The following is a 22,283-nucleotide window of genomic DNA, read 5'->3' as shown; positions in this document are numbered from 1 at the left end:
CTCTTCTTATTTATCAACTATTCAATCCAATCAGCAAAATAATAATACTGGGCAGATGGAAGTTTGACCCAGGGACTTAAAGGTTAAGTCTCTAATAAAAATAAAATAATAACTGTATTAACAGGGAGAAATTAGCATGACAAGCACGGCTTTAGTGACGAACGATGCCACGGCGTTAGGGATACTCGCGACAATTCTAGGTTTTGTATTTTATACCAGTAGCAGTAGTCATCCTTTTTGGCAGAAGTTTTATCGTTTTATTCCCGCCCTTTTGTTGTGCTATTTCTTGCCATCATTATTGAATACCTTTGGGGTGATCGACGGTAATACCTCACAACTGTATTTTGTGGCGTCACGTTATTTACTGCCAGCGTGTTTAGTCTTATTAATTTTAAGCGTTGATTTAAAAGCTATTTTAAGTTTAGGGCCGAAAGCCTTAATCATGTTTTTAACCGGCACTGTCGGTATCGTCATCGGTGGCCCGATTGCCTTGCTGTTAGTGTCGATCATCGAGCCCTCTTTAATTGGAGTTGATGGTCCTGATGCGGTATGGCGCGGCATGACGACCTTAGCCGGAAGCTGGATTGGTGGCGGCGCAAACCAAGCCGCGATGAAAGAAATCTATGCGGTAGGTGGCAATATTTTCTCTGTGATGGTGACAGTCGATGTGATTGTCGCCAATATCTGGATGGCCGTATTGCTGTTTATGGCCTCAAAGGCGAAAGAGATTGATGCGAGAACGGGGGCCGATACCTCAGCAATTGAAGCGTTAAAAGAAAAAGTTGAAAAGTATCACGCTGAAAATGCACGCATTCCTAATCTGCGCGATCTTATACTGATTGTCGCCGTTGGCTTTGGGATCACAGGTATCGCCCACATGGCCGCCGATTTCCTTGGGCCATTTTTTGAAGCGAACTACCCTTGGACCGAAGATTACAGCTTAACTTCTAAGTTTTTCTGGTTAGTGGTGATAGTCACAACCATTGGTTTGGCGATGTCCTTCAGCCCAGTACGCCATTTAGAGGCTGCGGGGGCATCGAAAGTGGCGTCGGCCTTCCTTTACATCTTAGTGGCGACGATTGGTCTGCATATGGATGTGAGTAAAGTGCTCGACACGCCTTTGTACTTTTTAATCGGTATTGTGTGGATGATAGTGCATGCTGGCTTTATGTTATTGGTGGCTAAGTTGATAAAAGCGCCGCTGTTTTACATGGCCGTGGGTAGTCAAGCAAATGTCGGCGGTGCGGCATCTGCCCCTGTTGTTGCTGCGGCATTTCACCCCGCTTTAGCGCCTGTTGGTGTGTTGTTAGCCGTATTTGGTTATGCGTTAGGGACTTACATGGCGTGGCTCTGTGGTCAACTTTTACAGCTAGTTGCAGCATAGCGGCCTTAGCCCTATATTCAGTTCATCGCTGGGAAAGGTTCCAGCATTTTAGAGAGAAGTTGCGATGAGTAATAAAATCATAAACCTAGGTTCAATCGAGATTGCTAACGATAAACCTTTCGTGTTGTTTGGTGGCATGAACGTGCTTGAGTCTCGCGATCTCGCTATGTCGATTGCTGAAACCTACGCCGAAGTGACCCAAAAACTGGGTATTCCTTATGTGTTTAAGGCGTCCTTTGATAAGGCGAATCGCTCTTCAATCAACTCTTACCGTGGCCCAGGTATGGAAGAAGGTTTGAAGATTTTTGAAGAAATCAAAAAGACCTTTAACTTACCTTTGATCACTGACGTGCATGAAGTGCACCAGTGTGCACCTGTTGCTGAAGTGGTTGATATCATTCAGTTGCCAGCATTCTTGGCCCGTCAGACAGATCTGGTTGTCGCTATGGCAAAAACCGGCGCTATCATCAACGTGAAAAAACCACAGTTTTTAGCGCCGCACGAAATGCGCCACATCATCACTAAGTTTAACGAAGCGGGTAATGACGAGATCATCCTATGTGAACGTGGTTCAAGCTTTGGTTATAACAACTTAGTCGTTGATATGTTGGGCATGGATGAGATGAAGCAATCTGGCTACCCAGTGATTTTCGATGCGACCCATGCACTGCAACGCCCTGGTGGTCGTGCCGATTCTGCTGGCGGACGTCGTGCACAGGCGACCGAATTAGCGCGCAGCGGTATGGCGCTAGGTTTAGCGGGTCTATTCATTGAAGCCCATCCCGATCCAGATAACGCTAAGTGCGACGGCCCATGTGCCTTACCTTTGCATCAGTTAGAAAATTATCTGAAGCAAATGAAAGCGATTGACGATTTGGTTAAATCCTTCGATCCCATCGATACCAGCAAGTAATCGCAAGCTAAGACTTAATGAATTAGTGATTTAATCCCAAAGCCTCGACTCGTTCGGGGCTTTTGTTTTTCAGCTGAAATAATCCGATGGCCATAACCCTGTAGCTATCTGAAACATTAATGTTTTATGATGAGGTTTGCCTTGCTCTCGTCTTTATTGCCGACTCATTCTTTACGGAATACCTTCATGTGGATCTTATTAACTTTGCTGGCGGCATTTATGCAGGCTTGGCGTAATGCATTTCAAAGCCAGCTGAGTAAAGAGGTGAGTGTCGCGGGCGTTACCTTAGCGCGTTTTATTTGGGCAGGGCCCATTGCCGCCGTGTATCTGGCGGGTTTATATCTTTGGCAGGATGTCGGAGTCCCCGATTTTAGCGGCCGTTTTATCGGTTTTATCTTAGGCGCCTCGGCGATGCAAATCCTAGCGACGGGTTTGATGGTGAAACTGTTTAAGCTGCAGAACTTTGCCATTGGGGCAGGGCTGGCTAAGAGTGAAGCTGTGGTTGCGGCGATATTAGGCACAGTGTTTTTTGGGACTCATTTGTCGCCATTAGGTTGGTCGGGTGTATTGCTGGGCGGTGTGGCTATTTTTTTGATGAGTACCAAGCAAGGCCTGCGAAGTCTGTCGCTCAATACGGTATTGATTGGTTTAGCCTGTGGTACTTCGTTTGCGCTGACATCGCTTTGGGTGCGGGAGGCGAGTTTGTGTTTGAATATCGGCTTCCCCTATAGCGCCGCTTGGGTGCTGTTATTCGTGATTAGTCTACAGACCTTAGTGTTAGTCAGTTATCTGTTACTTAAGGATAAATCCACACTGGCCGCGTTATGGCAGCGACCTAAGCTAACCTTACTAACTAGTACCGCCAGTTGTTTAGGTTCTATCGGCTGGTTTAGTGCTATGTCGCTGCAGGCAGTGCCTTATGTAAAAACCTTAGGTCAAGTTGAAGTCTTCTTTATGATCTTAATTGCCACCTTTTGGTTGAAGGAAAAAGTGAAGATAAAAGATATGCTTGGATTAATCCTTATTGCTATGGCCGCCATTTTAGTGATGTGGGAATAGATTAAAACTCATTGATGTCATTCTGATTTTTTATACTAGAATAAAATTCGATTTAGCCTGTTTATATCAAGCTGACATGAACTGAGATACAAACATATACACGTCTTGCAGCTTAGATTTTGATACCATTTTTAACCGAGTGCTGTGCGAGTTAAGGAACTAAACAGAGAACTATGCGAAGAAAAATAGCAAAATTAAATCTGCCATTGTGGCAATGGCTGGCAGTGATATTGTTTCCCATTGGGGTTGCTGTGGTCGCAAGTTATCTCTCTGCACAGTATTTTGTGGAAGATAAAGTCAAAGGTGTGGGGGGGATTTATGTAGGCCACATAGATACGTTGATCTCACATGCCGATGAAATCAGCCATTATGCATTGGCGCTGAAGGACACTGAGTGCCAAGAATTACACAACTATATGTTGTTCCAGCCTTACTTTCGCTCAGCTTTAATATTTGATTCACAACGTGTTTATTGTTCATCTAAAACAGGTGATATCGACGTTCCTTTAGGCATAGTCAGTACCACTGAAAATCTTGAAATACCTAACCAGTTTATTATTGGCGGCACGCCTTTTATGCCTGAGGTGCCTGCGATAGTAGCATCAAACTGGGAGCCGATATCTAAGCACGGCGCTGCTGTGATTATTGAAGGGCAATATTTATTAGACTCCTTTGTACAGCCCAATGTGTTTCCCAGCGCAGTGATCAATGTCGCTTTATCTATAAATGGTAAAACGATTCCTGAGTCACCCGAATTTAAACAAAATGAGGTGATGACGCTCGATTCTGATAAGCACAATTTTTCAGTGTTATTAGCAATGTCACCTGCCTTTTTCTGGCATTTCTTTTGGATATTTTTGGCCATTTCTTTGCCCGTTAGCATAGTCTTGATTACGGGGACTATTCTATTTGTGCTCTATTCAAGGGTTACTCGCCATTCCCTTGCCGATGACATTCGCAGTGGGATAGAGAACGAAGAGTTTTTCTTAGTTTATCAGCCAGTGATTTGTGCCGAGGACGGCAAGGCAAAAGGCGTTGAGGCATTAGTGCGTTGGCAGCACCCACAAATGGGCTTAGTGCGGCCTGATTTGTTTATTCCCATTGCCGAAGAGGGCAAGTTAATTGTCCCATTGACCAACTATATTTTTGAGCGGGCATTAAAAGATTTTGCTGATATGAAGGTCGAACCGGGCTTTAGAATTGCGTTTAACGTGGCGCCAGAACACTTTACGCAGGATGATATTGAGTCGAAATTTATTCATCTGCGGGATTCCCTGGAGCGTATTGGCGTTAAGCCGTTGATTGAAATCACCGAACGGCAATTATTAACGCCGGATATTTGCCAGCGCATTGAAAGCTTACGCCAGTTGGGGATTCTAGTGGCCATCGATGATTTTGGTACTGGGCAAACCACTTTATCCCTGCTGCAAACGATGCCGTTAGACTATCTGAAAATTGATAAATGTTTTATCGATACCATAGGACAAGATTCCGTCACTTCCCATGTGCTTGATACTATTATTGAACTTTCCCATAAGATGAATTATGTCGTGGTGGCAGAAGGGGTTGAGACGCAGGAGCAGGCGGATTATTTAACCAGTCGCCAAGTGCATTTTCTGCAAGGGTATCTCTTTGCTAAGCCGATGAAACTCGCCGATTTAAAGCTATGGTTAGTCGAGCATTTTAAACGTTAGCATCATAAAATCAGTCAGCAATAAGGGCACCTAGGTGCCCTTATTGCTGTTCAAGCGTTATAGCTAAAAGTGCGTGTTAAAGGCTTTGGTTTAAGCCTCTGGTTGAAAGCTTAGCGTTAAAGTCTCTTTTTAAAGTTTCTGGTTAACAGCTCTGGCTAGAGGCCCATTCAAAGGCTGTAGCCAGTTTCTTCGTGTTCCGATAAATCTAAGCCGTTAACTTCTTGTTCTGTGCTGACACGAAGGCCGCCAAGTAGCTTACGGATGATCACGAACAGTAACCAAGTGACCACAGCTGTATAAGTGAATGTTGCCGCGACCCCGATAATCTGTACCCCAAGTTGGTCTATCATGGTTTCGTTCACGGCCGCAAAACCGTAGCCGCTAAAGACGCCTAATTGGGTCGAGCTAAACACGCCGGCCAAAAGAGTTCCGAGAATACCGCCAACCCCGTGTACGGGGAAAACGTCTAAGGAGTCATCGATCTTAAGTTTCTGTTTGATATAGACCGTTGAGTAAAAACACACGATCCCGCCGAGTAAACCAATCACTAAGGCGCCCGCTGGGCCAACATAACCAGACGCCGGAGTGATAGTGCCTAAGCCTGCTACCATGCCGGTGACTATGCCAAGGGCGCTGGGTTTACCAAACTTAATCCACTCAATTGCTGCCCAGGTCATCGCGCCCATAGAAGCGGCGAGATGAGTTGCTAAAATCGCCATGGCTGCGGTGCCATTGGCGCCGAGCGCGCTACCACCATTAAAACCGAACCAACCGACCCACAGCATGCCCGCACCAGTGACTGTCATGGTGAGGTTGTGCGGCATAATCGCTGAGTTTAAAAATCCCTTGCGCGGACCTAGCACTTTAGCGGCCACGAGCGCTGCAACCCCGGCGGTAATATGCACTACGGTTCCGCCCGCGAAATCGTACAGTCCTAGCTGTGCTAACCAGCCTCCGCCCCACACCCAGTGGGTGATCGGCGCATAAACCAATAATAACCAAGCCCCTGAAAAGATGAGCACGGCTGAAAATTTCATTCGCTCGGCAAAGCCACCGATGATCAGTGCCGGCGTGATGATGGCAAAGGTCATTTGAAATAGCATAAACAGGGGCTCAGGAATATCCCCACTGAGACTATCGCGGCCAATGCCTGACAGTAATGCTTTACCTAGGCCACCGATAAAACTATTGCCCGCATCGAAGGCGAGTGAATAACCTATGGCAAACCATAAAACTGAGACAAGGGCGGCGATAGAGAAGCACTGCATCAATATCGAGAGTACGTTTTTACTGCGTACTAAACCGCCGTAAAATAAGGCTAATCCGGGTAAGGTCATCAACAACACCAGCGCGGATGAGCTTAAGATCCACGCAGTATTCGCGGCGCTGAACTGACCCTCATCGGCGACAGCATTGGTCGCCAACATACTGAATAATATCAATAGATATTTAAAACTGAGTCTGAAGTTCGCTAGTATCATAGGGCATCCACTCCTTCTTCCGAAGTACGAATGCGCACGACTTGTTGGAGTTCGGTCACAAAGATTTTGCCATCGCCCACTTTGCCTGTATGGGCCGCGGCAATAATGGCTTCGATAATGGCTTCTTCTTGATCTGAGTGAATGGCGACTTCGAGCTTCATCTTAGGCAAAAAGTCCACTGCGTATTCGGCGCCACGATACAATTCTGTATGGCCCTTTTGGCGGCCAAAGCCGCGCACTTCAGTGACTGTCATGCCATGGACGTTGAGCTGAGTTAAGGCTTCACGTACATCGTCTAATTTGAACGGTTTAATGATTGCGGTGACCAGTTTCAATTTTCTCTCCAACAAACTTCAGACTCAATTTATTGGAATAAAGCAGGAATCAGGCCATATAAACAAAGCATTTATTATCATTGCGTTAACATTCAGTCGCACCGAAATAGCATCAAGGATTGATGCAAAACGGTGCAAAACAGAATCAAATCGCCCTGATTTGGTGCGTTTTATTGGTGCAAGATAAGTTCTGCTGGCAAGTATCTGTGCAGATAGTGCCGAGTGGATATAAAGCGAGGGGAGTCAGCATTTTAATACGCTGCATTAGTGCGGGAAATTAACGCGTGATTTACAGATTACTTTTATTAAACAGCAGATTAAGCTTAGGTTGACTAGGCAAGTTTTCATCGCTTAAACGGCTAACTGTTTGACTCGCGCCCAGAGCTCGGCATTGACTGGTGCACTTAAACCGTGCGCTTGTGCGCGCTCACAGATATAGCCGTTAATTTGGTCAATCTCGGTTCGCCTTTGATGCGCAATATCTTGGTGCATCGACGAGAAGTTCCCCGCAGTGAGACGGATCACTTGGTAGACCCTGTCGTGCAAAAATGATTGATCAAGCGACACGCCATCATGTGCGGCAACCATGACCAACTCATCGATAATACTATTTATCATTTCACTAAAATCTGGCTCAGCTAGTTTGCCATTGGGGCATTGATATAGCGCCGTAAGCGGATTGATGGCGGCATTGACTGCGAGTTTTTGCCACAGGCAAGGCACAATCGCATCGACCCATTCACTGCTCGGAATGGCAGCCAGCAAAGCGTTGCGATAATGCTTCGTCAGTTCAGCGCCAGCGAAATGCCCCAGCTGAGTCAGCCCTTGTCCGGTTTGCTTAATCTGCCAATGGGCTTGACGTAACACCCCTTGGGACGTTGTCCCTAGACTTAGCCCTCTGCCATTGGCTTGCGCATTAATCAGCGGTGCCAGCGCTAAATGAGGTCCCATGCCATTGTGTAATAACAAAATATGACATTGGCTAGGCAGTTGCTTGAGTAAGGGGGAGAGCGCATCGAGCACTTGATAGGCTTTAACGCAGACAATCACTAGACGGATATTGTCGAGCGCATCGGCAGTTAAGATAGGCACAGAATACGGGATAGCTTGTATCTGTTGATGGTCATCTGCAGACGCTAATGGGGTAAAACTCAGTACCTGCTGGCTAGATTCGAGGGCATTACGGCCGATAAAACCGACATTCATGCCCGCAACTGTCAATTGGCGACAGATCAGTTGCCCAACGGCACCTGCACCTAAAATGGCAATATCCACAGCATGAGTCATATTCGCAGCCTTAAGGTTTCTGTATCAGTGCCCATTTATAGCGTTCGAACTAATCTTCCCGCAACTGCGCCGCACGGAAGTATTTGCCATAGGCCCAATTACAAAAGTAGAACAGCGCTATGCCGGCAAAGTCGGCAATGACATCCGCCACAGAGGCGCTACGGTAGGGCAAACGCGATTGCACTAGCTCAATTAAAATGGCATAGCTTGCCAATGTGAGCGATAGCCAATACCACTTAGGTTTGAAAGCGAGGTAGGAGAGATAGGAGAGGCAAAAAAAGCTCCCAAGATGGCCTACCTTGTCGATATTCGGAATACTTTGCGAATAGGTTGGTCTGGAAAATACCAGATAACTGATCACGACAAAGGCTACGGCTAAAGCCAGCTTAAATAGGGTGTTTTTAGTTATCACAAATATGTTTGCATTAGCTTAGAGTGGGCCAATGATAGGAAAATCCACCACTAAAGTCATCCATGATTACGCTTTTATTCTAGGCTTTACCTTCAACTTAGGCCTGTGTGTGGGTAAACTAGCTGCATATTAATTTGATATGGGACATAAAAACTATGCCTTCAATGGATATTGTGTCAGAAGTGAATGAAGTTGAACTGCGTAATGCGGTTGATAATACTAAGCGTGAGCTGGCGACACGTTTCGATTTTCGCGGTAAAACGGCTGACGTGGAATATAAGGACCATGTGGTCACGTTAACCGCTGAAGATGACTTCCAATGCCAACAATTAGTGGACATTTTACGTATGCAACTGAGCAAACGTAATGTGGATCCGTCTTCGATGGAAGTCGATGAGAAAGCCATCCACAGCGGTAAAACCTTCTCCCTAAAAGTGAAGTTTAAAGAAGGTATCGAAACCTTGATCGCTAAAAAACTGGTCAAGCTAATTAAAGACAGCAAACTTAAAGTGCAAGCGTCTATTCAGGGCGAGAAAGTACGAGTTACAGGTAAAAAACGTGACGATTTACAAGCTGTCATGGCGTTGGCACGTGAGTCTGAGTTAGGCCAGCCCTTCCAATTTGATAACTTTAAAGATTAATCGAGCAAAATTGCTTTAACGTGATGCAGTATCGCGTTTGCCCTTTTGTCTTTAAATGTAAAAGCCCTCACATCAAGGTGTGAGGGCTTTTTTATATTGATGACATAAGTGCTATGAGACCTTAATCCGATTTTGCTGGTGCACTTTTTGACGAATCATCCATTAATGATGTGCTGGGGTGCGGCGCATACTTGTTGACTAAGATAACCAAAAACAACACAGGAAAACCAATAACACTGGCGGCGACAAAGAAGTTCACATAGCCAAATGCGTCGACATAAGCCCCCGAGAAGCCCGCGATAAATTTAGGGAACAGCAGCATAATCGAAGACAGTAAGGCATATTGCGTTGCACTGTAGCCGCTGCTGGTGAGACTCGATAGATAGGCGATAAAAGCCGCCGTGGCGATTCCGGCGCTAAAGTTGTCTACGGAAATGGCAAAGGTTAAAAAGGGTACGTTGTAGCCAATCACTGCCTGCCACGCGAATAACAGATTGGTTACTGCAACCAGCAAAGCGCCAAGGAAAAGGATCTTCATCGTGCCATAACGCGCTAACAAAACACCGCCGAAGGCTGCGCCGACTAAGGTCATGATCAGGCCATAGATTTTACTCAAATAGGCAATTTCTTCTTTAGTGAAGCCCATATCCACATAAAAGACGTTCGCCATAATGCCCATCACAATATCCGAGATCCGGTAGCAAGAAATCAGCAATAGGATGAGGATAGCGCTGCGGCCATAGCGTTTGAAAAAGTCGATAAAAGGCAAAATACTGGCCGTGTATATCCAAGACATGCCAGCGGCGATAACTCTTGGATAAGTGGCGCTTAAGCGTTGCTTTAAGGCTAATTCGGTTGCATCGGCGGCGCGGGTATCGACTTCTGGCTCACGGCTAAAAAGTGTGGTCAAAATCCCCACGGACATTAATCCCGCCATAATCAGGTAAGAGGTTTGCCAGGCGACTAAGTTATATGCTGTGTTACCGGGTTCGACCCAAGCCGCTATGGTGAGTGCACCTGCGGTCGCGATAATCATGGCGCTGCGGTAACCCACTTGATAGGCGGCGGCTAATGCGGCTTGCATCTTTTCTGGGGCGGATTCAATCCGAAAGGCATCAATAACAATATCTTGGGTGGCGGAAGCAAAGGCGACCATTAACGCGAATAGTGCCAAGCGTTCGAGATCCTTGAGCGGATCGCTGAACGACATACCTAAGATAGCCCCCACCAATAACAGCTGAGCGAATAGCATCCAGCTGCGGCGTCGTCCTAGAAAGCGAGTTAACAGTGGTAGCGAGAGTCGGTCGACTAAGGGCGACCAAGCCCATTTAAACGCATAGGCCAAGGCTATCCAGCTGAAATAACCGATTGAAGTGCGATCAACACCGGCTTCACGCAACCAAAAGGATAGCGTTGAAAATACCAGCATTAATGGTAGACCGGCGGAAAAACCCAGTAATAACAGGATCAAAACCCGCTTGTGATAATAGACACTGAGCGCATCGAGTGTACGTTGAATAAAACCTGTTGCGGACATAGGTATGAGTCTAAGTGTTTAATCCGCCTAGCTTACGGGTAAGGTGCCATAGGGTTCAAGGGCTAATGGCATTCCTTTTGTACAAGGCTCTTTTTTGGCGCATTTTGATGATTGAATATGGCTTAAGCGTTAATCTTCTGTTGCTAAGCGTTTGCAGCGGTTTTTATCGTCAGCATTAATTGTCGGCATTGATTGCCAGTATTAATACCTTAAGTAAAAGAGATCACAAAAATGAAGGGGGAGGAATGAATTGCGCGATAAAAAAAGGCCCTGATAACAGGGCCATTTTCTATCGATAGGAATGCTGAACTTAAGGTCTTATCCCGACGCATCCCTGCGGCACTCGGCCGCCTAAACTCAGATAGTCACAGCAATCATTCACTTGCTTACGCAGATATTGATTACCGCGGATCACACAGTCTGGCCACCTGTTAAAGCTGTGGAGCAAGTGCCAAAACACTTTTTCAGTTTCCGTTTGCGCTTCGCCAGTCGAATTCAATTGCTGCCATTCTTCTAACGTGTCCCATAAGTAAAGTTGCACTTCATGGAAGTCGAGTTCTTCACTCAAAAACGCTTTTCCATAAAAGGCGAGTTGGGGCGCTTTATTATCGATGAACTCAGTTGCCGTCATCGTTTGCCTCCTTTCTGTTTGCTATAACAGTATAGATGCAAAATTAGCGCTTTTGCTCGAAATTATTTTTGGATTACTGTTTAGGTAATAACTTAGCGGTTTTCAATACTATAGGTGTCACAGGGACGTCAGGCCAATTGAGCTTAGTGTTCGTGCCTGTCTCAACGACAGACATAGCTTCGAGGACAGTTTTACCTTCAATCACTTCACCAAATACGGCATAACCCCAACGGCGTTTGGATGGGTCGAGCTTAGTATTGTCGGCCACGTTGAAGTAGAACTGGCGTGTGGCTGAGTGCGGCTCGTTTTCCCGCGCCATGGCGATAGTGCCTATGCTGTTGGTGAGGCCATTTCCTGATTCGTTGACTATCGGCTTGCCGTCTGGCAACTCTTCATACTTAGGGGTGAGTCCACCGCCTTGTACCACAAAGTCACTGATCACACGGTGAAATATCGTGTTGTCGTATTCGCCTTTGACGACATAAGTTAAAAAGTTATCGACAGTGATCGGTGCGCGTGTCCTATCTAGCTCGACCACTATTTTGCCTAAGCTAGTGTCAAACTCGACTCTGGGATACAAGGTATCGGCCTGAATGTCGAGTGCGAGGCTATTGTGACTCATAAAGAGAAATAAGAGGGCTGATATCCAACGGAGCATATTGATTTCCTTATAATAAACTGACGCTGTTATTGTTGTAGAAACTGATTAAGCTCAGGATCATTAAGAATTTCACCTGTGAGTTGGCCGAGTAATTTATTCATATCCAGCTCTAAGGTCGCAAAATCGGGCGTTAAAGGGCCTTTTAAGGTGCCTTTTGCCTTGTAACGTTTAACCAGTTCTTGGGTTGAGTTTTTGGCTTGCACTGCGATTAACACACTGTGTTTTGCCTCATAACCAAAAGTCTTTTTAGTGACATCCATTTGCAATTCTTCTAATTGAATTTGCACTGAATTGGTTGCACTAGGATCGATTTGATAACCGGCTTGGCTAAAGCCGGCGCGGAATACTTCATCGAGCAGCAATTTAGGCGGTTCACTCGGGCCGACCAAACGTGTTTTTGTCCCTTCTTCAATAAAGCGCGCCACGTAATCGACGGTGCGTGTATCGACGGTTTCAAGAGAGATAGGAACACGTTGCGCGGTTTGTTGGCTGATATTGGGCACTTGGGGACTGAAAGCCATATGAGTCGGGTTTTGGCTGGCACAGCCCGCAAACAGCAGGGGAAAAGTCAAAGTCAGTAATAGCCGTTTCATGGGATCTCTCGTACAAGTAAAAGTGGCTACAGCATACCAGAAATCACTTTTGATGCCACAGAACACCTCGATTCAGTTGGAGTACAGCTTACAGTGATAACATCCAGTGTTCACTATGGGTTAGTTCATTTCATCTGGAGCAAAACATGTCAAAACTGTCGTTAATTTCGATTGTTGTGGGCCTGACAATGGCGTCAAGCATCATTAGCACCTATGCATTCGCGGGGGATTCTGCCCATATACTCGGCGGCAGTTTAGGCTACGGTACTCAAGAATTTGAAACCAACAGCGGTAAATATGATGCAGGTGATACCTTCACCAGTGACTTGTATTACCGTTATATGCTCAACGAGAATTTTGGTTTTGAAGCGGGGTATTTAATGGGGACGGGTGGAGTGGCGAGTGCACTTATTAGTGGTATCAGTGAAATCAAAGATTTACATTACCAAGGTATCAGAACCACTGCTTATGGCGAATATGCGTTGTCTCGTGGTAATAGTCTGTACGCCAAGCTCGGCGCCGCTTATACCAAAGTGAGTTATGAGATGGATAAGCAAGAGATGGATTCGGATGATGTAGGATTTTACGGCGCTGTAGGTTGGCAATATCGTTTTCGCTCTGGCTTTGGACTCAATCTTGAGTACCAATATGTGCCAATGAAAGAGTTAGAGCTGCAAGGGGTCAACTTTGGCGTGAGTTATCGATTCTAACTCGCAAATATTATCAATTAAGCGCCCTTGGCGCTTTTTTCGTTTTAGAACCTTGGATATTAAAGCTGTAAACAGAATACTCGCCCGCAACAAAGTGACAACATTTTAGCCTTGCACTCTTTTAATGCAAAGGGGGACAGGTTAGAGTAAAAATTCGATGTTTAGAATGAGAGAGCACAAATGCTCCCGCGTCCTTTCTGTAAGGCTTAGTCATGTTAACGATAGCAACGCAAATCGCCCCAGATAGCCTGATCAATCCCAAGGGCTTACCCCATTTCGGCCATTTTGATGGCATAGTTAAAACCTTAGGTTTAGTGGACTTTGCCTACTTCGATACTATGGATAAACCCGCTTCAGCGTGGGCCAAGCATTTCGATTATAAACAATTTCAGTTTGTCTCTTTGGTCACACCGCGTTATGTCCTAGGCATCGCGCTCGCCGATATTGCCTACGTCGGCAGTGCGTTTTGCTACTTATACGATATTAAAACCAACACACTCACTCAGCTTGATTGGCTAAAACCTTTGAGGTTTGGCTATCAGATGACACCATCACCCGCTGAGGGTAAAAGTCGTATTGGCCGTAAAGGAGCGCAGTTAAGTTTTGAGATCGTAGAGGGCGGTTGGCGGTTAATGATTGATACTAAAAATATTCAAGCCGATGTGACTTTGCACTCAGCTCCCTTAAGTTTGCCTATGGCCATGTGTAGTCCTACTGGATACAACGGCTGGACTTACACACAAAAGCATAATGGTTTGACGGTTAAAGGTAGTTTGACTGTAGCCCATGAACCGCAGCCGCTGAATCACGCTTTAGCTGGCTATGACTTTTCGGCGGGTTACATGCGCCGCGATACGAGTTGGCGCTGGGCGTCGATCAACGCGCGGATCCATGAGGGCATTATGGGGCTTAATTTAGCTGCGGGCGTCAATGAAACCGGCGCTACTGAAAATGTCTTTTGGATTAATGGTGAGCGTCATTTACTCGGACCAGTGCAGTTTGAATTTGATCGTCACGCCACGCTCGGCGCCGAAGTCTGGCGAGTTTACAGTCAAAATGGCCAAGTGGATCTACAATTTGCAGCGCGCAATTGTCGCAGTGAAAAGCGTAACTTGCTCTTGCTTAAGAGCAATTTTCGCCAATTCATCGGTCATTTCAGCGGCACGATTACCGATAATCAAGGGCGCAGTTACCAGTTGAATAATGTGCTGGGACTCGCCGAAGATCACTATGCCCGCTGGTAACCAAATGCGGGTCGTAAAACGCGACTAACCGACCACTGTTGTCTGTGTTGTGGCGTTTAATGCGGTTTATAAAATTCGCTCAGAATCGATATAAAAAACACTAAAAATAATCATAAAACAACAAGAAAACAGGACGACCTTATATGGATATCGCCTCGCTGATCCAGCACCCCGAAGTGTTACTGCTCGTGCTCGCGCCGTTGTTTTTCGTGTGTATTTTGCTGGAATGGTATTTTGGCGATAAAAAACAAAAGCTACCCTTGAGTGCACGTTATCGCGGCCAAGAAGTGCTGTGTAATTTCAGCCTCGCGGCAATGCATCAAGGTGCCGATCTGCTCACTGGCTTGTTGATCGCTAAGCTGTATCTGGCGATGTTTGGTTGGAAGTTATTCGATATTGAAATGGGCCCATTAAGCTTTATTGCCTTGATGGTTGCGCAGGACTTTTGTTATTACTGGTTCCACAGGGCGAGCCACAGAGTGCGCTGGATGTGGGCGGCTCACGTGGTGCACCATAGCTCTGAGAATATGAATTTTAGTACGGCTTTTCGTCAGAGTTTAATGTATCCATTGGCGGGAATGTGGGTATTTTGGTTACCGCTGGTGGTCATAGGTTTCGATCCAAACTGGGTGGTGTTTGTGGTATTACTCAATCTGGGATTACAATTTTTTGTGCATACCCAAGCGGTTAAATCACTCGGACCGCTGGAATGGGTCTTTAATACACCGTCACATCACAGGGTGCACCACGGTCGTAATCCCCAATATATAGATAAAAACTATGCGGGCGTGCTGATTATTTGGGACAAGCTGTTTGGCACTTTTGAGCCCGAAGTGGAGACAGTGATCTACGGTATCACTAAGCCTGTGAATAGTTTTAATCCCCTTAAAGTGACGTTTAGCGAATGGCGAGACATGTTTGCTGAGGTCACCGCGACAGGCTTGAGTGTTAAACAACGACTACGTATCTTGTTTGCTCCGCCTTCTAGCAGTTTAAAAAGCGAGGAATAACAATCCACTGCATTTTCCAAGTTAAATAGCGCAAATGGCTAATAGAGTCTTGAATTTAGCCTTGCTAGCCTATATTCCGTTTTTTGCCACTGTTTTGGTGTAAAAATGTACAATCCCATACTTTGGTGGTACTTTTTGGGATAAGGAATTTAACTTGGGAGGACGTATCATGATGGATGAACCTCGATTATCCGCGGAGGAGCTTGCTTGTTTTAGCGAACTTTTTTCGCCGACTCGTGTGGGCACTGCCTTGACTAACGATCCCCTGGTCAATCATGTGCTCACAGTCACAACTGAAGTGCCACAAGTTATCGCTTCGATTCTCGGTAAGGCAAAACTCACTCTATTAGCCGAAGTCGGGCCCTATAAACTCTGGTTTCCGCTACTGATGAAAGTGGATGACTTTGGACAGTTTCAACCCACTTTAGGCGTGCCTGAAGTGCTCGATGCTTCGGGAGTGGAGCGCAGTTGGCGGTTAACCCAAGCCGATGATGTATGGATATTCGACCACGATCAAGGTGAGCAATGGTCAGTTGCCTCGTTATCCAGTTCCGGCATGGCTATTCGCGCTAAATCGCAGCAGCAATTTAAGCAATTGTTAGGCAGTAAAGATCTGCAATTACAACTGCCTAATGGCGAGACTATGCGCGTCGATATAGAGCCTATTCGTAGCGAGAAAGGTCTGGCCTTCGTTAAGTTTCAGGCTGAAACCGAAGAGCGTGAAGCGTTACGTCAATTCTTATTTAGTCGTCACCGTAGCCAGCACGCTCAACTCTATCGAGACTTACGCTATACCCAAGCAACCTGAAGATACGAGTTTCAGAGCGCCTAGGCTGCTTCAATTCAAGGCGCATCAATGACAGAATGCGGCCACCTTTTGAATTGATGCAACACGGAAGTGAAGCAGCCTAGGCGCTCCGTTCCGGCGGGTTTTAACGCACTTTATGCTGCGTTGGTTATTTTTAACTTAGCCCGCTAGGTCTGCAAATAACCGCCTTGCCTAAAGTGCGTTAAACTCCCGCTGAATCCTGCATCTTCAGGTTTTTTGGGTATAGTACCCTGCATTGCAACAGTTTTCGGCCTTGTGTTAGTTGACCTGTTATCTAAAAATCTCAGTTCTGCAACTCGAATGTGAAATCCATGGATTAAAAAACTGCCATTGATGATTGCAGGGCTTTTCGCCGATTGTTACCTGCCAATCTGTCGCTCGATGCATTAGAATGACGTTGAATTCAACACATCAGAGCGAGCGGTATGCACGTACATATTTTAGGAATTTGTGGAACCTTCATGGGTGGTCTAGCGTTATTGGCTAGGGCAAAAGGGCACAGAGTGACGGGCTCGGATGCCAATGTCTATCCTCCAATGAGCACGCAACTAGAGGACCAAGGCATTGAGCTTATTCAAGGTTTTGATCCCAGCCAGCTGGGTGAAGCAGGGCATTATCCTGACTTAGTTGTCATTGGTAATGCCATGAGCCGTGGTAATCCTTGCGTGGAAGCCGTGTTGAACATTGGCATCCCTTATACCTCTGGCCCGCAGTTTTTAGCCGATCATATTTTGCCTGAGCGTTGGGTACTGGCAGTGTCTGGTACTCACGGTAAAACCTCGACTTCTAGTATGTTAGCTTGGATTTTAGATGATTGCGGTTATGAGCCTGGGTTCTTAATCGGTGGCGTACCGCAAAACTTTGGTGTGTCGGCGCGTTTAGGCAAGACGGCTTTTTTTGTGGTTGAGGCCGATGAATACGACAGTGCCTTCTTCGATAAACGTTCGAAATTCGTGCATTATCATCCACGTACCTTAGTGATCAACAATCTTGAGTTCGATCATGCCGATATTTTTGCCGATCTGGCCGCGATTCAAAAACAGTTTAATCATTTAGTTCGCACTGTACCTGGCGAAGGAAAGATCGTTTGGCCAGCCGATTCCCATGCCGTTAAGCAAACGATTGATATGGGTTGCTGGAGTGAGCAGGAAAACTATCATTTAGCTGAATCGATCAGCGGTTGGTATGGCAAAGCCTTAAGTGATGATTGCCATCGCTTTGAAGTGTTTTTTGATGGTGAGTCCCAAGGCATTCTCGAATGGGATTTGATTGGTCAGCACAATATTGAAAACGCCATGATGGCCATTGCTGCTGCGCGTCACGTGGGCGTTAAGCCGAGTGCTGCAATTGAAGCCTTAGCTAAGTTTATGCCACCTAAACGTCGACTCGAATTACTCGGAACCGTTAACGGTGTGAGCGTATACGACGACTTTGCCCACCATCCAACGGCGATTGCGACCACGTTAAAAGGCATGCGGGCTAAGGTCGGTCAGAGCAAGATTACTGTGGTACTCGAGCCGCGCTCAAACACCATGAAGAGCGGTGTCCATAAAGACACTTTAGCTTTCTCTATGATGCAAGCCGATGAAGCCTTTTTATATCAAGCCGATACCATCGACTGGAATATGAAAGAAGCCATGGAAGCGGCGGTGATCCCTGTGACTGTGTTGCATCAAATTGATGATGTGGTCGCCAAAGTGGCGGCAACGTCCAAAGCGGGTGACACCATAGTGGTGATGAGTAACGGTGGCTTTGGCGGGTTACATAAGAAGTTATTGGCCGCATTAGAGCTACGTTCAACTGCAGAGCAGGTTTAAGATGAGCTACACAAAGTCGACAAAGGCGATTAGCTTAGCTTGGACAGGTGCCTCGGGTGCACCTTATGGGCTTAAGTTACTCGAGTGTCTATTGGTATCGGGTTATCAAGTGTTTTTGATGATCTCCAGTGCCGCTCGGGTAGTATTAGCGACTGAACACGGTTTGCAGTTAAGCGCCAACAGCGACAAAGCCCATGCTCAGCTGTTGGCTTTGCTGCACGAAAAAGGCGTGATTATTACTGGCGAATTAGTGGTATTAGGCAAAGATGAGTGGTTTTCACCGCCCGCATCGGGCAGCGCCGCACCTAAACAAATGGTGATTTGCCCTTGCTCGACGGGGACGTTAGCGGCTGTAGCCACAGGAATGAGTAATAATTTACTCGAACGCGCCGCCGATGTGGTGATTAAAGAGCGCGGCCAACTTATCCTAGTGCCGAGGGAAACTCCTTTTAGCGCCATACACTTAGAGCATATGTTGAGTCTTTCTCGCCTCGGCGCGACCATTATGCCCGCTGCCCCCGGTTTTTATCACAATCCCAAATCGGTTGAAGATCTGGTAGACTTCATGGTCGCTCGAATTCTCGATCATTTGGGCGTTGACCATGCATTAACGAGTCGCTGGGGTTATGACAAACAGTCTAACCGCGACCTCGACAATTGAGACTTATATGAAACACACCACCGAAGTGATGATCTCTGCAGAAGAGATAAGCCAGAAATTGGATCAAATGGCCGAGCTAATCAATGCCCATTATGCCCACAGCGAACGTCTGCTGATGGTAGGCTTGTTAAAAGGCTCAGTGGTCTTTATGGCTGACCTGTGTCGCCGAATTAAAGGCCATGTTGAAATCGATTTTATGTCGGTTTCCAGTTATGGCAATGCTATGACCAGCTCACGGGATGTGAAAGTGCTGAAAGATGTGCAATCAGATATCGCCGGTCGCGATGTATTGATTGTGGAAGACTTGATTGACTCAGGTAACACCTTAAGCAAAGTGCGCGAGATGCTGTTACTGCGCGAGCCTAAGAGCCTTGCACTGTGCACCCTGCTGGATAAACCTGAACGTCGTGAAGTGGATGTGAAGGTCGATTTTATCGGTTTCACTATCCCTGATGAGTTTATCGTGGGTTATGGTATTGATTATGCAGAGCAATATCGCAATCTACCTTACATCGCGAAAGTCGTGCCACTCGATTAAGTGTCCGATACCGTTTAAAACTCCCGCAGCAGGCGGGAGTTTTGCTTTTTACGGTTATATAAAAAATAGTATAAATAATTGAACCATTAAAGATCGGTTTTTCAATCGATTAGCTAATTTTTTGCTTTAGTTCTGCAACCCATCATTGTAATTGTGTTTTTTAGCACCATCTTATTACTTTCTAATGTGTAAGGATCGGTACAAATATGGCGAATATTACCCATGCTCTGGTACTCGAAGGGCTTAAAAAAACCTATAAAGGCGGCGTCGAAGCGGTCAAAGGCATCAGCCTCACCGTCAATCAAGGGGACTTCTTTGCCTTGCTCGGCCCCAATGGTGCGGGTAAATCCACCACGATTGGTATTATCAGCTCCTTAGTGCAGAAGAGTTCAGGCACGGTCAAAGTCTTTGATTATGATATTGATAAACAGCTAGAACACGCCAAGCTCTGCATTGGTTTAGTGCCGCAAGAGTTTAACTTCAACCAGTTTGAAACTGTGCTGCAAATCGTGGTGAATCAAGCGGGTTACTATGGTGTGCCTAAGCCTGTTGCCCTTGAGCGTGCCAAAAAATACCTAAGCCAATTGGATTTGTGGGAAAAACGTAATAGTCAGTCGCGGGAATTATCTGGTGGCATGAAGCGACGGCTAATGATTGCTCGCGCCCTGATGCACGAACCTAAATTATTGATTTTAGATGAACCTACCGCAGGTGTGGATATTGAACTACGCCGCTCTATGTGGGAGTTTCTCAAACAAATTAATCAGCAGGGCGTGACGATCATCCTGACCACCCATTACCTCGAAGAAGCGGAAATGCTTTGCCGTAATATCGGCATTATTGATAAAGGTATTTTAGTGGAATGCACTAGCATGAAGGCGTTGCTGAGTAAGCTGAATATGGAGACGTTTATTCTTGATTTGCGTAGGGATACAGCTACTGCACCCGTACTCGATGGCATGACTTGCCGCTTAACCGACCCTCATACTTTAGAGGTGGATGTGGTGAAAGAGCATAATCTCAACGATGTCTTTAGCCAATTAAGTGCGGCCAATATAGAAGTGCTATCGATGCGCAACAAGTCTAATCGCTTAGAAGAACTCTTCGTCGAACTCGTGAAGAAAACTCAGGGAGCCTCTGCATGAACCAGCTCTACTTTATCGCCTTTAAAAGCATCTTAAGCAAAGAAATCAATCGTTTTACGCGAATTTGGATCCAGACTTTAGTGCCACCTGCGATTACCATGACCTTGTATTTTTTGATTTTTGGTAACTTAGTCGGCAGCCGAATTGGAGAGATGGGCGGCGTATCTTATATGGAGTTTATCGCCCCTGGTTTGATCATGATGTCGGTGATCACTAACTCTTACTCGAACGTGGCGAGCTCATTCTACAGTGCTAAGTTTCAACGCAATTTAGAAGAGCTGATGGTGGCTCCTGTGCCCCATTATGTGTTGATTGCTGGCTATGTTGGTGGCGGTGTGGCGCGCGGTTTGTGTGTTGGCCTAATAGTGACGCTTGTGGCCATGTTCTTCGTCGACATTAGCTTGCATCATGCCGGTTTAGTGGTAATGACAGTGTTTTTAACCTCAGTGCTATTCTCCTTAGGTGGCTTGATTAACGCTGTTTTTGCTAAAAGTTTTGATGATATCAGTATCATCCCCACTTTTGTGCTTACCCCATTAACTTACCTCGGCGGCGTATTTTACTCCCTTTCACTCTTGCCCCCTTTCTGGCAAGGCGTGTCGGCACTCAACCCTGTTGTCTATATGATCAACGTGTTCCGCTATGGCTTTTTAGGCTTCGCCGATATCAGCGTGCCATTGTCAATCGCCATTATGATCGGTTTCTGTGTCGCCCTGTGGACCTTAGCGTATTACTTAGTCTCGCGCGGAATAGGGTTACGTTCGTAACTGCTTAAAATTAAGATTGAGATTTGAAGGGCATAAATTTTAATGCCCTTTTTATACCAATCACATTAAATATCTAATCAGTTCAGAGCCTCACAGGCATCCCAATCCAAGGCGCATTGACGTAGAAATGGTTATTCCCTTTTAAGTCAATGCAACACCGGAGTGGGATGCCTGTGAGGCTCCCGAAGGGCGGGTTTCAACGCGCTTCATACTGCGTTCAAGGCTTTCGACAGAGCACCACTATGCCTTCAAGCCTCCGCCTTGTCTAAAGCGCGTTGAACTCCCGCTGAATGAACAGATATTTAATACGATTGGTATTATACGTAAATTTTGGTTTAGGCATTATTTTGCTTCATTTGTCATAGGAACTTGTTAAGGTAAATCTATAACTCGGCTCGTCGTTTTTAAGGGTAAAAGTATGAGAAATACTTTATATATGCTTGTTGTGAGTTGTTTATTTGGCTGTACTAATGCAAAAAACGAAACGGTAGCCACTGATAACCTCTCAGATAATAGTGCTAAGGTTGCAACTTCACCCGCACAAGATGTTGTATTAAATCCACTGCAAAAAGTAGCTCCAGTACCCAAAGGTGTTAATTCATCTACTGAGAAAAATAAATTGTATCGTTATCAATTTAATGGTCGTCAGTTTACTACCTCAACGGATCAGTTAGTGAAAGGAACCGTGGTTTACGATACGCAAATGTCTGTATTTGGAAAGCTAAAAGGTTCGTTAGTACTTGTTAGTCAGTTGCCATTATCAACATTCTCCCCTGGTTTTAGCATTGATAACATTGCCGAGAATACCTATCGACTGATCCCACTCGATAGCCGTATTTTATTGCTTGATGTGCTTAAACATCTGCAGGAGTTTGGTCAGGCTGAGTTGGAAGTTGATTATAGTCCAATGGATAGAACACCCATTATTTAGAGA

Annotated in this window: 23 protein-coding genes; 15 read left to right on the top strand and 8 right to left on the bottom strand. The window is 45.9% G+C overall.

Translation table 11 applies throughout. The features are described 5' to 3' along the window. Positions 1 to 136 precede the first annotated feature (136 nt). The 4 genes from OX890_RS19215 to OX890_RS19200 all read left to right on the top strand — a co-directional run bounded on the left by OX890_RS19215 (position 137) and on the right by OX890_RS19200 (position 5,050). Complete coding sequence (locus OX890_RS19215) at positions 137 to 1,384, top strand: DUF819 family protein (RefSeq protein ID WP_126492711.1); 1,248 nt, start codon at positions 137 to 139, stop codon at positions 1,382 to 1,384. A gap of 64 nt (positions 1,385 to 1,448) precedes the next feature. Next, positions 1,449 to 2,297 (top strand): 3-deoxy-8-phosphooctulonate synthase, encoded by an 849-nt coding sequence (gene kdsA, locus OX890_RS19210; RefSeq protein ID WP_071938555.1) that lies wholly within the window; start codon positions 1,449 to 1,451, stop codon positions 2,295 to 2,297. Between the two features lie 186 nt (positions 2,298 to 2,483). After that, a complete protein-coding gene (locus OX890_RS19205; protein ID WP_126492710.1) occupies positions 2,484 to 3,356 on the top strand; it encodes a DMT family transporter in 873 nt (290 codons plus the stop codon). 173 nt (positions 3,357 to 3,529) lie between these two features. Further along, complete coding sequence (locus tag OX890_RS19200) at positions 3,530 to 5,050, top strand: EAL domain-containing protein (RefSeq protein WP_126492709.1); 1,521 nt, start codon at positions 3,530 to 3,532, stop codon at positions 5,048 to 5,050. 167 nt (positions 5,051 to 5,217) lie between these two features. On the opposite strand, the gene OX890_RS19195 is transcribed toward OX890_RS19200, so the two are convergent. The 4 genes from OX890_RS19195 to OX890_RS19180 all read right to left on the bottom strand — a co-directional run bounded on the left by OX890_RS19195 (position 5,218) and on the right by OX890_RS19180 (position 8,565). After that, positions 5,218 to 6,531 carry an ammonium transporter gene (locus OX890_RS19195; protein WP_115333923.1) on the bottom strand — a complete coding sequence of 438 codons (1,314 nt, stop codon included), beginning with the start codon at positions 6,529 to 6,531 and terminating at the stop codon, positions 5,218 to 5,220. Further along, positions 6,528 to 6,866, bottom strand: a complete 339-nt coding sequence (locus tag OX890_RS19190; protein ID WP_126492708.1) for a P-II family nitrogen regulator — start codon at positions 6,864 to 6,866, stop codon at positions 6,528 to 6,530. Before OX890_RS19190 ends, OX890_RS19195 begins: the two co-directional genes overlap by 4 nt. A 351-nt stretch (positions 6,867 to 7,217) precedes the next feature. Further along, entirely contained in the window at positions 7,218 to 8,153 is a 936-nt protein-coding gene (locus OX890_RS19185; RefSeq protein ID WP_126492707.1) for a ketopantoate reductase family protein, read from the bottom strand. Between the two features lie 49 nt (positions 8,154 to 8,202). Beyond that, on the bottom strand, positions 8,203 to 8,565 hold the full coding sequence (locus OX890_RS19180; RefSeq protein WP_006080272.1) for a VanZ family protein: 363 nt from the start codon (positions 8,563 to 8,565) through the stop codon (positions 8,203 to 8,205). A gap of 155 nt (positions 8,566 to 8,720) precedes the next feature. Between OX890_RS19180 and OX890_RS19175 the strand changes: the two genes are divergently transcribed. Further along, complete coding sequence (locus OX890_RS19175) at positions 8,721 to 9,206, top strand: YajQ family cyclic di-GMP-binding protein (RefSeq protein ID WP_006080274.1); 486 nt, start codon at positions 8,721 to 8,723, stop codon at positions 9,204 to 9,206. Between the two features lie 121 nt (positions 9,207 to 9,327). On the opposite strand, the gene OX890_RS19170 is transcribed toward OX890_RS19175, so the two are convergent. From OX890_RS19170 to OX890_RS19155, 4 genes are all read right to left on the bottom strand, one after another. Then, positions 9,328 to 10,743 carry an AmpG family muropeptide MFS transporter gene (locus OX890_RS19170; protein ID WP_268649753.1) on the bottom strand — a complete coding sequence of 472 codons (1,416 nt, stop codon included), beginning with the start codon at positions 10,741 to 10,743 and terminating at the stop codon, positions 9,328 to 9,330. A 310-nt stretch (positions 10,744 to 11,053) separates the two neighbouring features. Then, positions 11,054 to 11,374 (bottom strand): hypothetical protein, encoded by a 321-nt coding sequence (locus OX890_RS19165; protein ID WP_006080276.1) that lies wholly within the window; start codon positions 11,372 to 11,374, stop codon positions 11,054 to 11,056. 73 nt (positions 11,375 to 11,447) lie between these two features. Continuing rightward, a complete protein-coding gene (locus OX890_RS19160) occupies positions 11,448 to 12,032 on the bottom strand; it encodes a peptidylprolyl isomerase (protein WP_126492705.1) in 585 nt (194 codons plus the stop codon). Positions 12,033 to 12,061: 29 nt separating this feature from the next. Next, complete coding sequence (locus tag OX890_RS19155) at positions 12,062 to 12,628, bottom strand: YajG family lipoprotein (RefSeq protein WP_006080278.1); 567 nt, start codon at positions 12,626 to 12,628, stop codon at positions 12,062 to 12,064. A gap of 146 nt (positions 12,629 to 12,774) precedes the next feature. Between OX890_RS19155 and OX890_RS19150 the strand changes: the two genes are divergently transcribed. From OX890_RS19150 to OX890_RS19105, 10 genes are all read left to right on the top strand, one after another. Next, positions 12,775 to 13,338: a porin family protein gene (locus tag OX890_RS19150; protein ID WP_268649752.1), complete on the top strand. Its 564-nt coding sequence runs from the start codon at positions 12,775 to 12,777 to the stop codon at positions 13,336 to 13,338. 212 nt (positions 13,339 to 13,550) lie between these two features. Then, a complete protein-coding gene (locus tag OX890_RS19145; RefSeq protein WP_268649751.1) occupies positions 13,551 to 14,582 on the top strand; it encodes a DUF2804 domain-containing protein in 1,032 nt (343 codons plus the stop codon). A 143-nt stretch (positions 14,583 to 14,725) separates the two neighbouring features. Beyond that, positions 14,726 to 15,592 carry a sterol desaturase family protein gene (locus OX890_RS19140; protein ID WP_268649750.1) on the top strand — a complete coding sequence of 289 codons (867 nt, stop codon included), beginning with the start codon at positions 14,726 to 14,728 and terminating at the stop codon, positions 15,590 to 15,592. Positions 15,593 to 15,761: 169 nt separating this feature from the next. Continuing rightward, positions 15,762 to 16,400: a hypothetical protein gene (locus tag OX890_RS19135; protein ID WP_063883553.1), complete on the top strand. Its 639-nt coding sequence runs from the start codon at positions 15,762 to 15,764 to the stop codon at positions 16,398 to 16,400. Between the two features lie 446 nt (positions 16,401 to 16,846). Next, positions 16,847 to 18,238, top strand: a complete 1,392-nt coding sequence (gene mpl / locus OX890_RS19130) for a UDP-N-acetylmuramate:L-alanyl-gamma-D-glutamyl-meso-diaminopimelate ligase (protein WP_268649749.1) — start codon at positions 16,847 to 16,849, stop codon at positions 18,236 to 18,238. Between the two features lies 1 nt (position 18,239). Then, complete coding sequence (locus OX890_RS19125) at positions 18,240 to 18,899, top strand: flavin prenyltransferase UbiX (RefSeq protein WP_006080284.1); 660 nt, start codon at positions 18,240 to 18,242, stop codon at positions 18,897 to 18,899. Between the two features lie 7 nt (positions 18,900 to 18,906). Next, positions 18,907 to 19,437 carry a hypoxanthine phosphoribosyltransferase gene (gene hpt, locus OX890_RS19120; RefSeq protein WP_011845844.1) on the top strand — a complete coding sequence of 177 codons (531 nt, stop codon included), beginning with the start codon at positions 18,907 to 18,909 and terminating at the stop codon, positions 19,435 to 19,437. 206 nt (positions 19,438 to 19,643) lie between these two features. Beyond that, positions 19,644 to 20,582, top strand: a complete 939-nt coding sequence (locus OX890_RS19115; protein ID WP_268649748.1) for an ABC transporter ATP-binding protein — start codon at positions 19,644 to 19,646, stop codon at positions 20,580 to 20,582. Next, positions 20,579 to 21,349, top strand: coding sequence for an ABC transporter permease (locus tag OX890_RS19110; protein ID WP_006080287.1), 771 nt, complete (start codon positions 20,579 to 20,581; stop codon positions 21,347 to 21,349). Before OX890_RS19115 ends, OX890_RS19110 begins: the two co-directional genes overlap by 4 nt. A gap of 418 nt (positions 21,350 to 21,767) precedes the next feature. Then, on the top strand, positions 21,768 to 22,280 hold the full coding sequence (locus OX890_RS19105; protein WP_126492701.1) for a hypothetical protein: 513 nt from the start codon (positions 21,768 to 21,770) through the stop codon (positions 22,278 to 22,280). The last annotated feature ends 3 nt before the right edge of the window (positions 22,281 to 22,283 follow it).

Source organism: Shewanella sp. DAU305 (assembly GCF_026802235.1).
GTDB classification, from domain to species: Bacteria; Pseudomonadota; Gammaproteobacteria; order Enterobacterales; family Shewanellaceae; genus Shewanella; species Shewanella baltica.
The sequence above is the reverse complement of the archived record's forward strand: the minus strand, read 5'-3'. Positions and strand labels throughout refer to the sequence as shown.

Coding starts and splice junctions, on each gene's coding strand:
- OX890_RS19215 (WP_126492711.1), top strand. CDS start 137: ATGACAAGCACGGCTTTAGTGACGAACGATGCCACGGCGTTAGGGATA.
- OX890_RS19145 (WP_268649751.1), top strand. CDS start 13,551: ATGTTAACGATAGCAACGCAAATCGCCCCAGATAGCCTGATCAATCCC.
- OX890_RS19175 (WP_006080274.1), top strand. CDS start 8,721: ATGCCTTCAATGGATATTGTGTCAGAAGTGAATGAAGTTGAACTGCGT.
- OX890_RS19200 (WP_126492709.1), top strand. CDS start 3,530: ATGCGAAGAAAAATAGCAAAATTAAATCTGCCATTGTGGCAATGGCTG.
- OX890_RS19165 (WP_006080276.1), bottom strand. CDS start 11,374: ATGACGGCAACTGAGTTCATCGATAATAAAGCGCCCCAACTCGCCTTT.
- kdsA (WP_071938555.1), top strand. CDS start 1,449: ATGAGTAATAAAATCATAAACCTAGGTTCAATCGAGATTGCTAACGAT.
- mpl (WP_268649749.1), top strand. CDS start 16,847: ATGCACGTACATATTTTAGGAATTTGTGGAACCTTCATGGGTGGTCTA.
- OX890_RS19170 (WP_268649753.1), bottom strand. CDS start 10,743: ATGTCCGCAACAGGTTTTATTCAACGTACACTCGATGCGCTCAGTGTC.
- OX890_RS19150 (WP_268649752.1), top strand. CDS start 12,775: ATGTCAAAACTGTCGTTAATTTCGATTGTTGTGGGCCTGACAATGGCG.
- OX890_RS19110 (WP_006080287.1), top strand. CDS start 20,579: ATGAACCAGCTCTACTTTATCGCCTTTAAAAGCATCTTAAGCAAAGAA.
- OX890_RS19115 (WP_268649748.1), top strand. CDS start 19,644: ATGGCGAATATTACCCATGCTCTGGTACTCGAAGGGCTTAAAAAAACC.
- OX890_RS19185 (WP_126492707.1), bottom strand. CDS start 8,153: ATGACTCATGCTGTGGATATTGCCATTTTAGGTGCAGGTGCCGTTGGG.
- OX890_RS19155 (WP_006080278.1), bottom strand. CDS start 12,628: ATGAAACGGCTATTACTGACTTTGACTTTTCCCCTGCTGTTTGCGGGC.
- OX890_RS19140 (WP_268649750.1), top strand. CDS start 14,726: ATGGATATCGCCTCGCTGATCCAGCACCCCGAAGTGTTACTGCTCGTG.
- OX890_RS19205 (WP_126492710.1), top strand. CDS start 2,484: ATGTGGATCTTATTAACTTTGCTGGCGGCATTTATGCAGGCTTGGCGT.
- OX890_RS19135 (WP_063883553.1), top strand. CDS start 15,762: ATGATGGATGAACCTCGATTATCCGCGGAGGAGCTTGCTTGTTTTAGC.
- OX890_RS19125 (WP_006080284.1), top strand. CDS start 18,240: ATGAGCTACACAAAGTCGACAAAGGCGATTAGCTTAGCTTGGACAGGT.
- OX890_RS19160 (WP_126492705.1), bottom strand. CDS start 12,032: ATGCTCCGTTGGATATCAGCCCTCTTATTTCTCTTTATGAGTCACAAT.
- OX890_RS19105 (WP_126492701.1), top strand. CDS start 21,768: ATGAGAAATACTTTATATATGCTTGTTGTGAGTTGTTTATTTGGCTGT.
- hpt (WP_011845844.1), top strand. CDS start 18,907: ATGAAACACACCACCGAAGTGATGATCTCTGCAGAAGAGATAAGCCAG.
- OX890_RS19195 (WP_115333923.1), bottom strand. CDS start 6,531: ATGATACTAGCGAACTTCAGACTCAGTTTTAAATATCTATTGATATTA.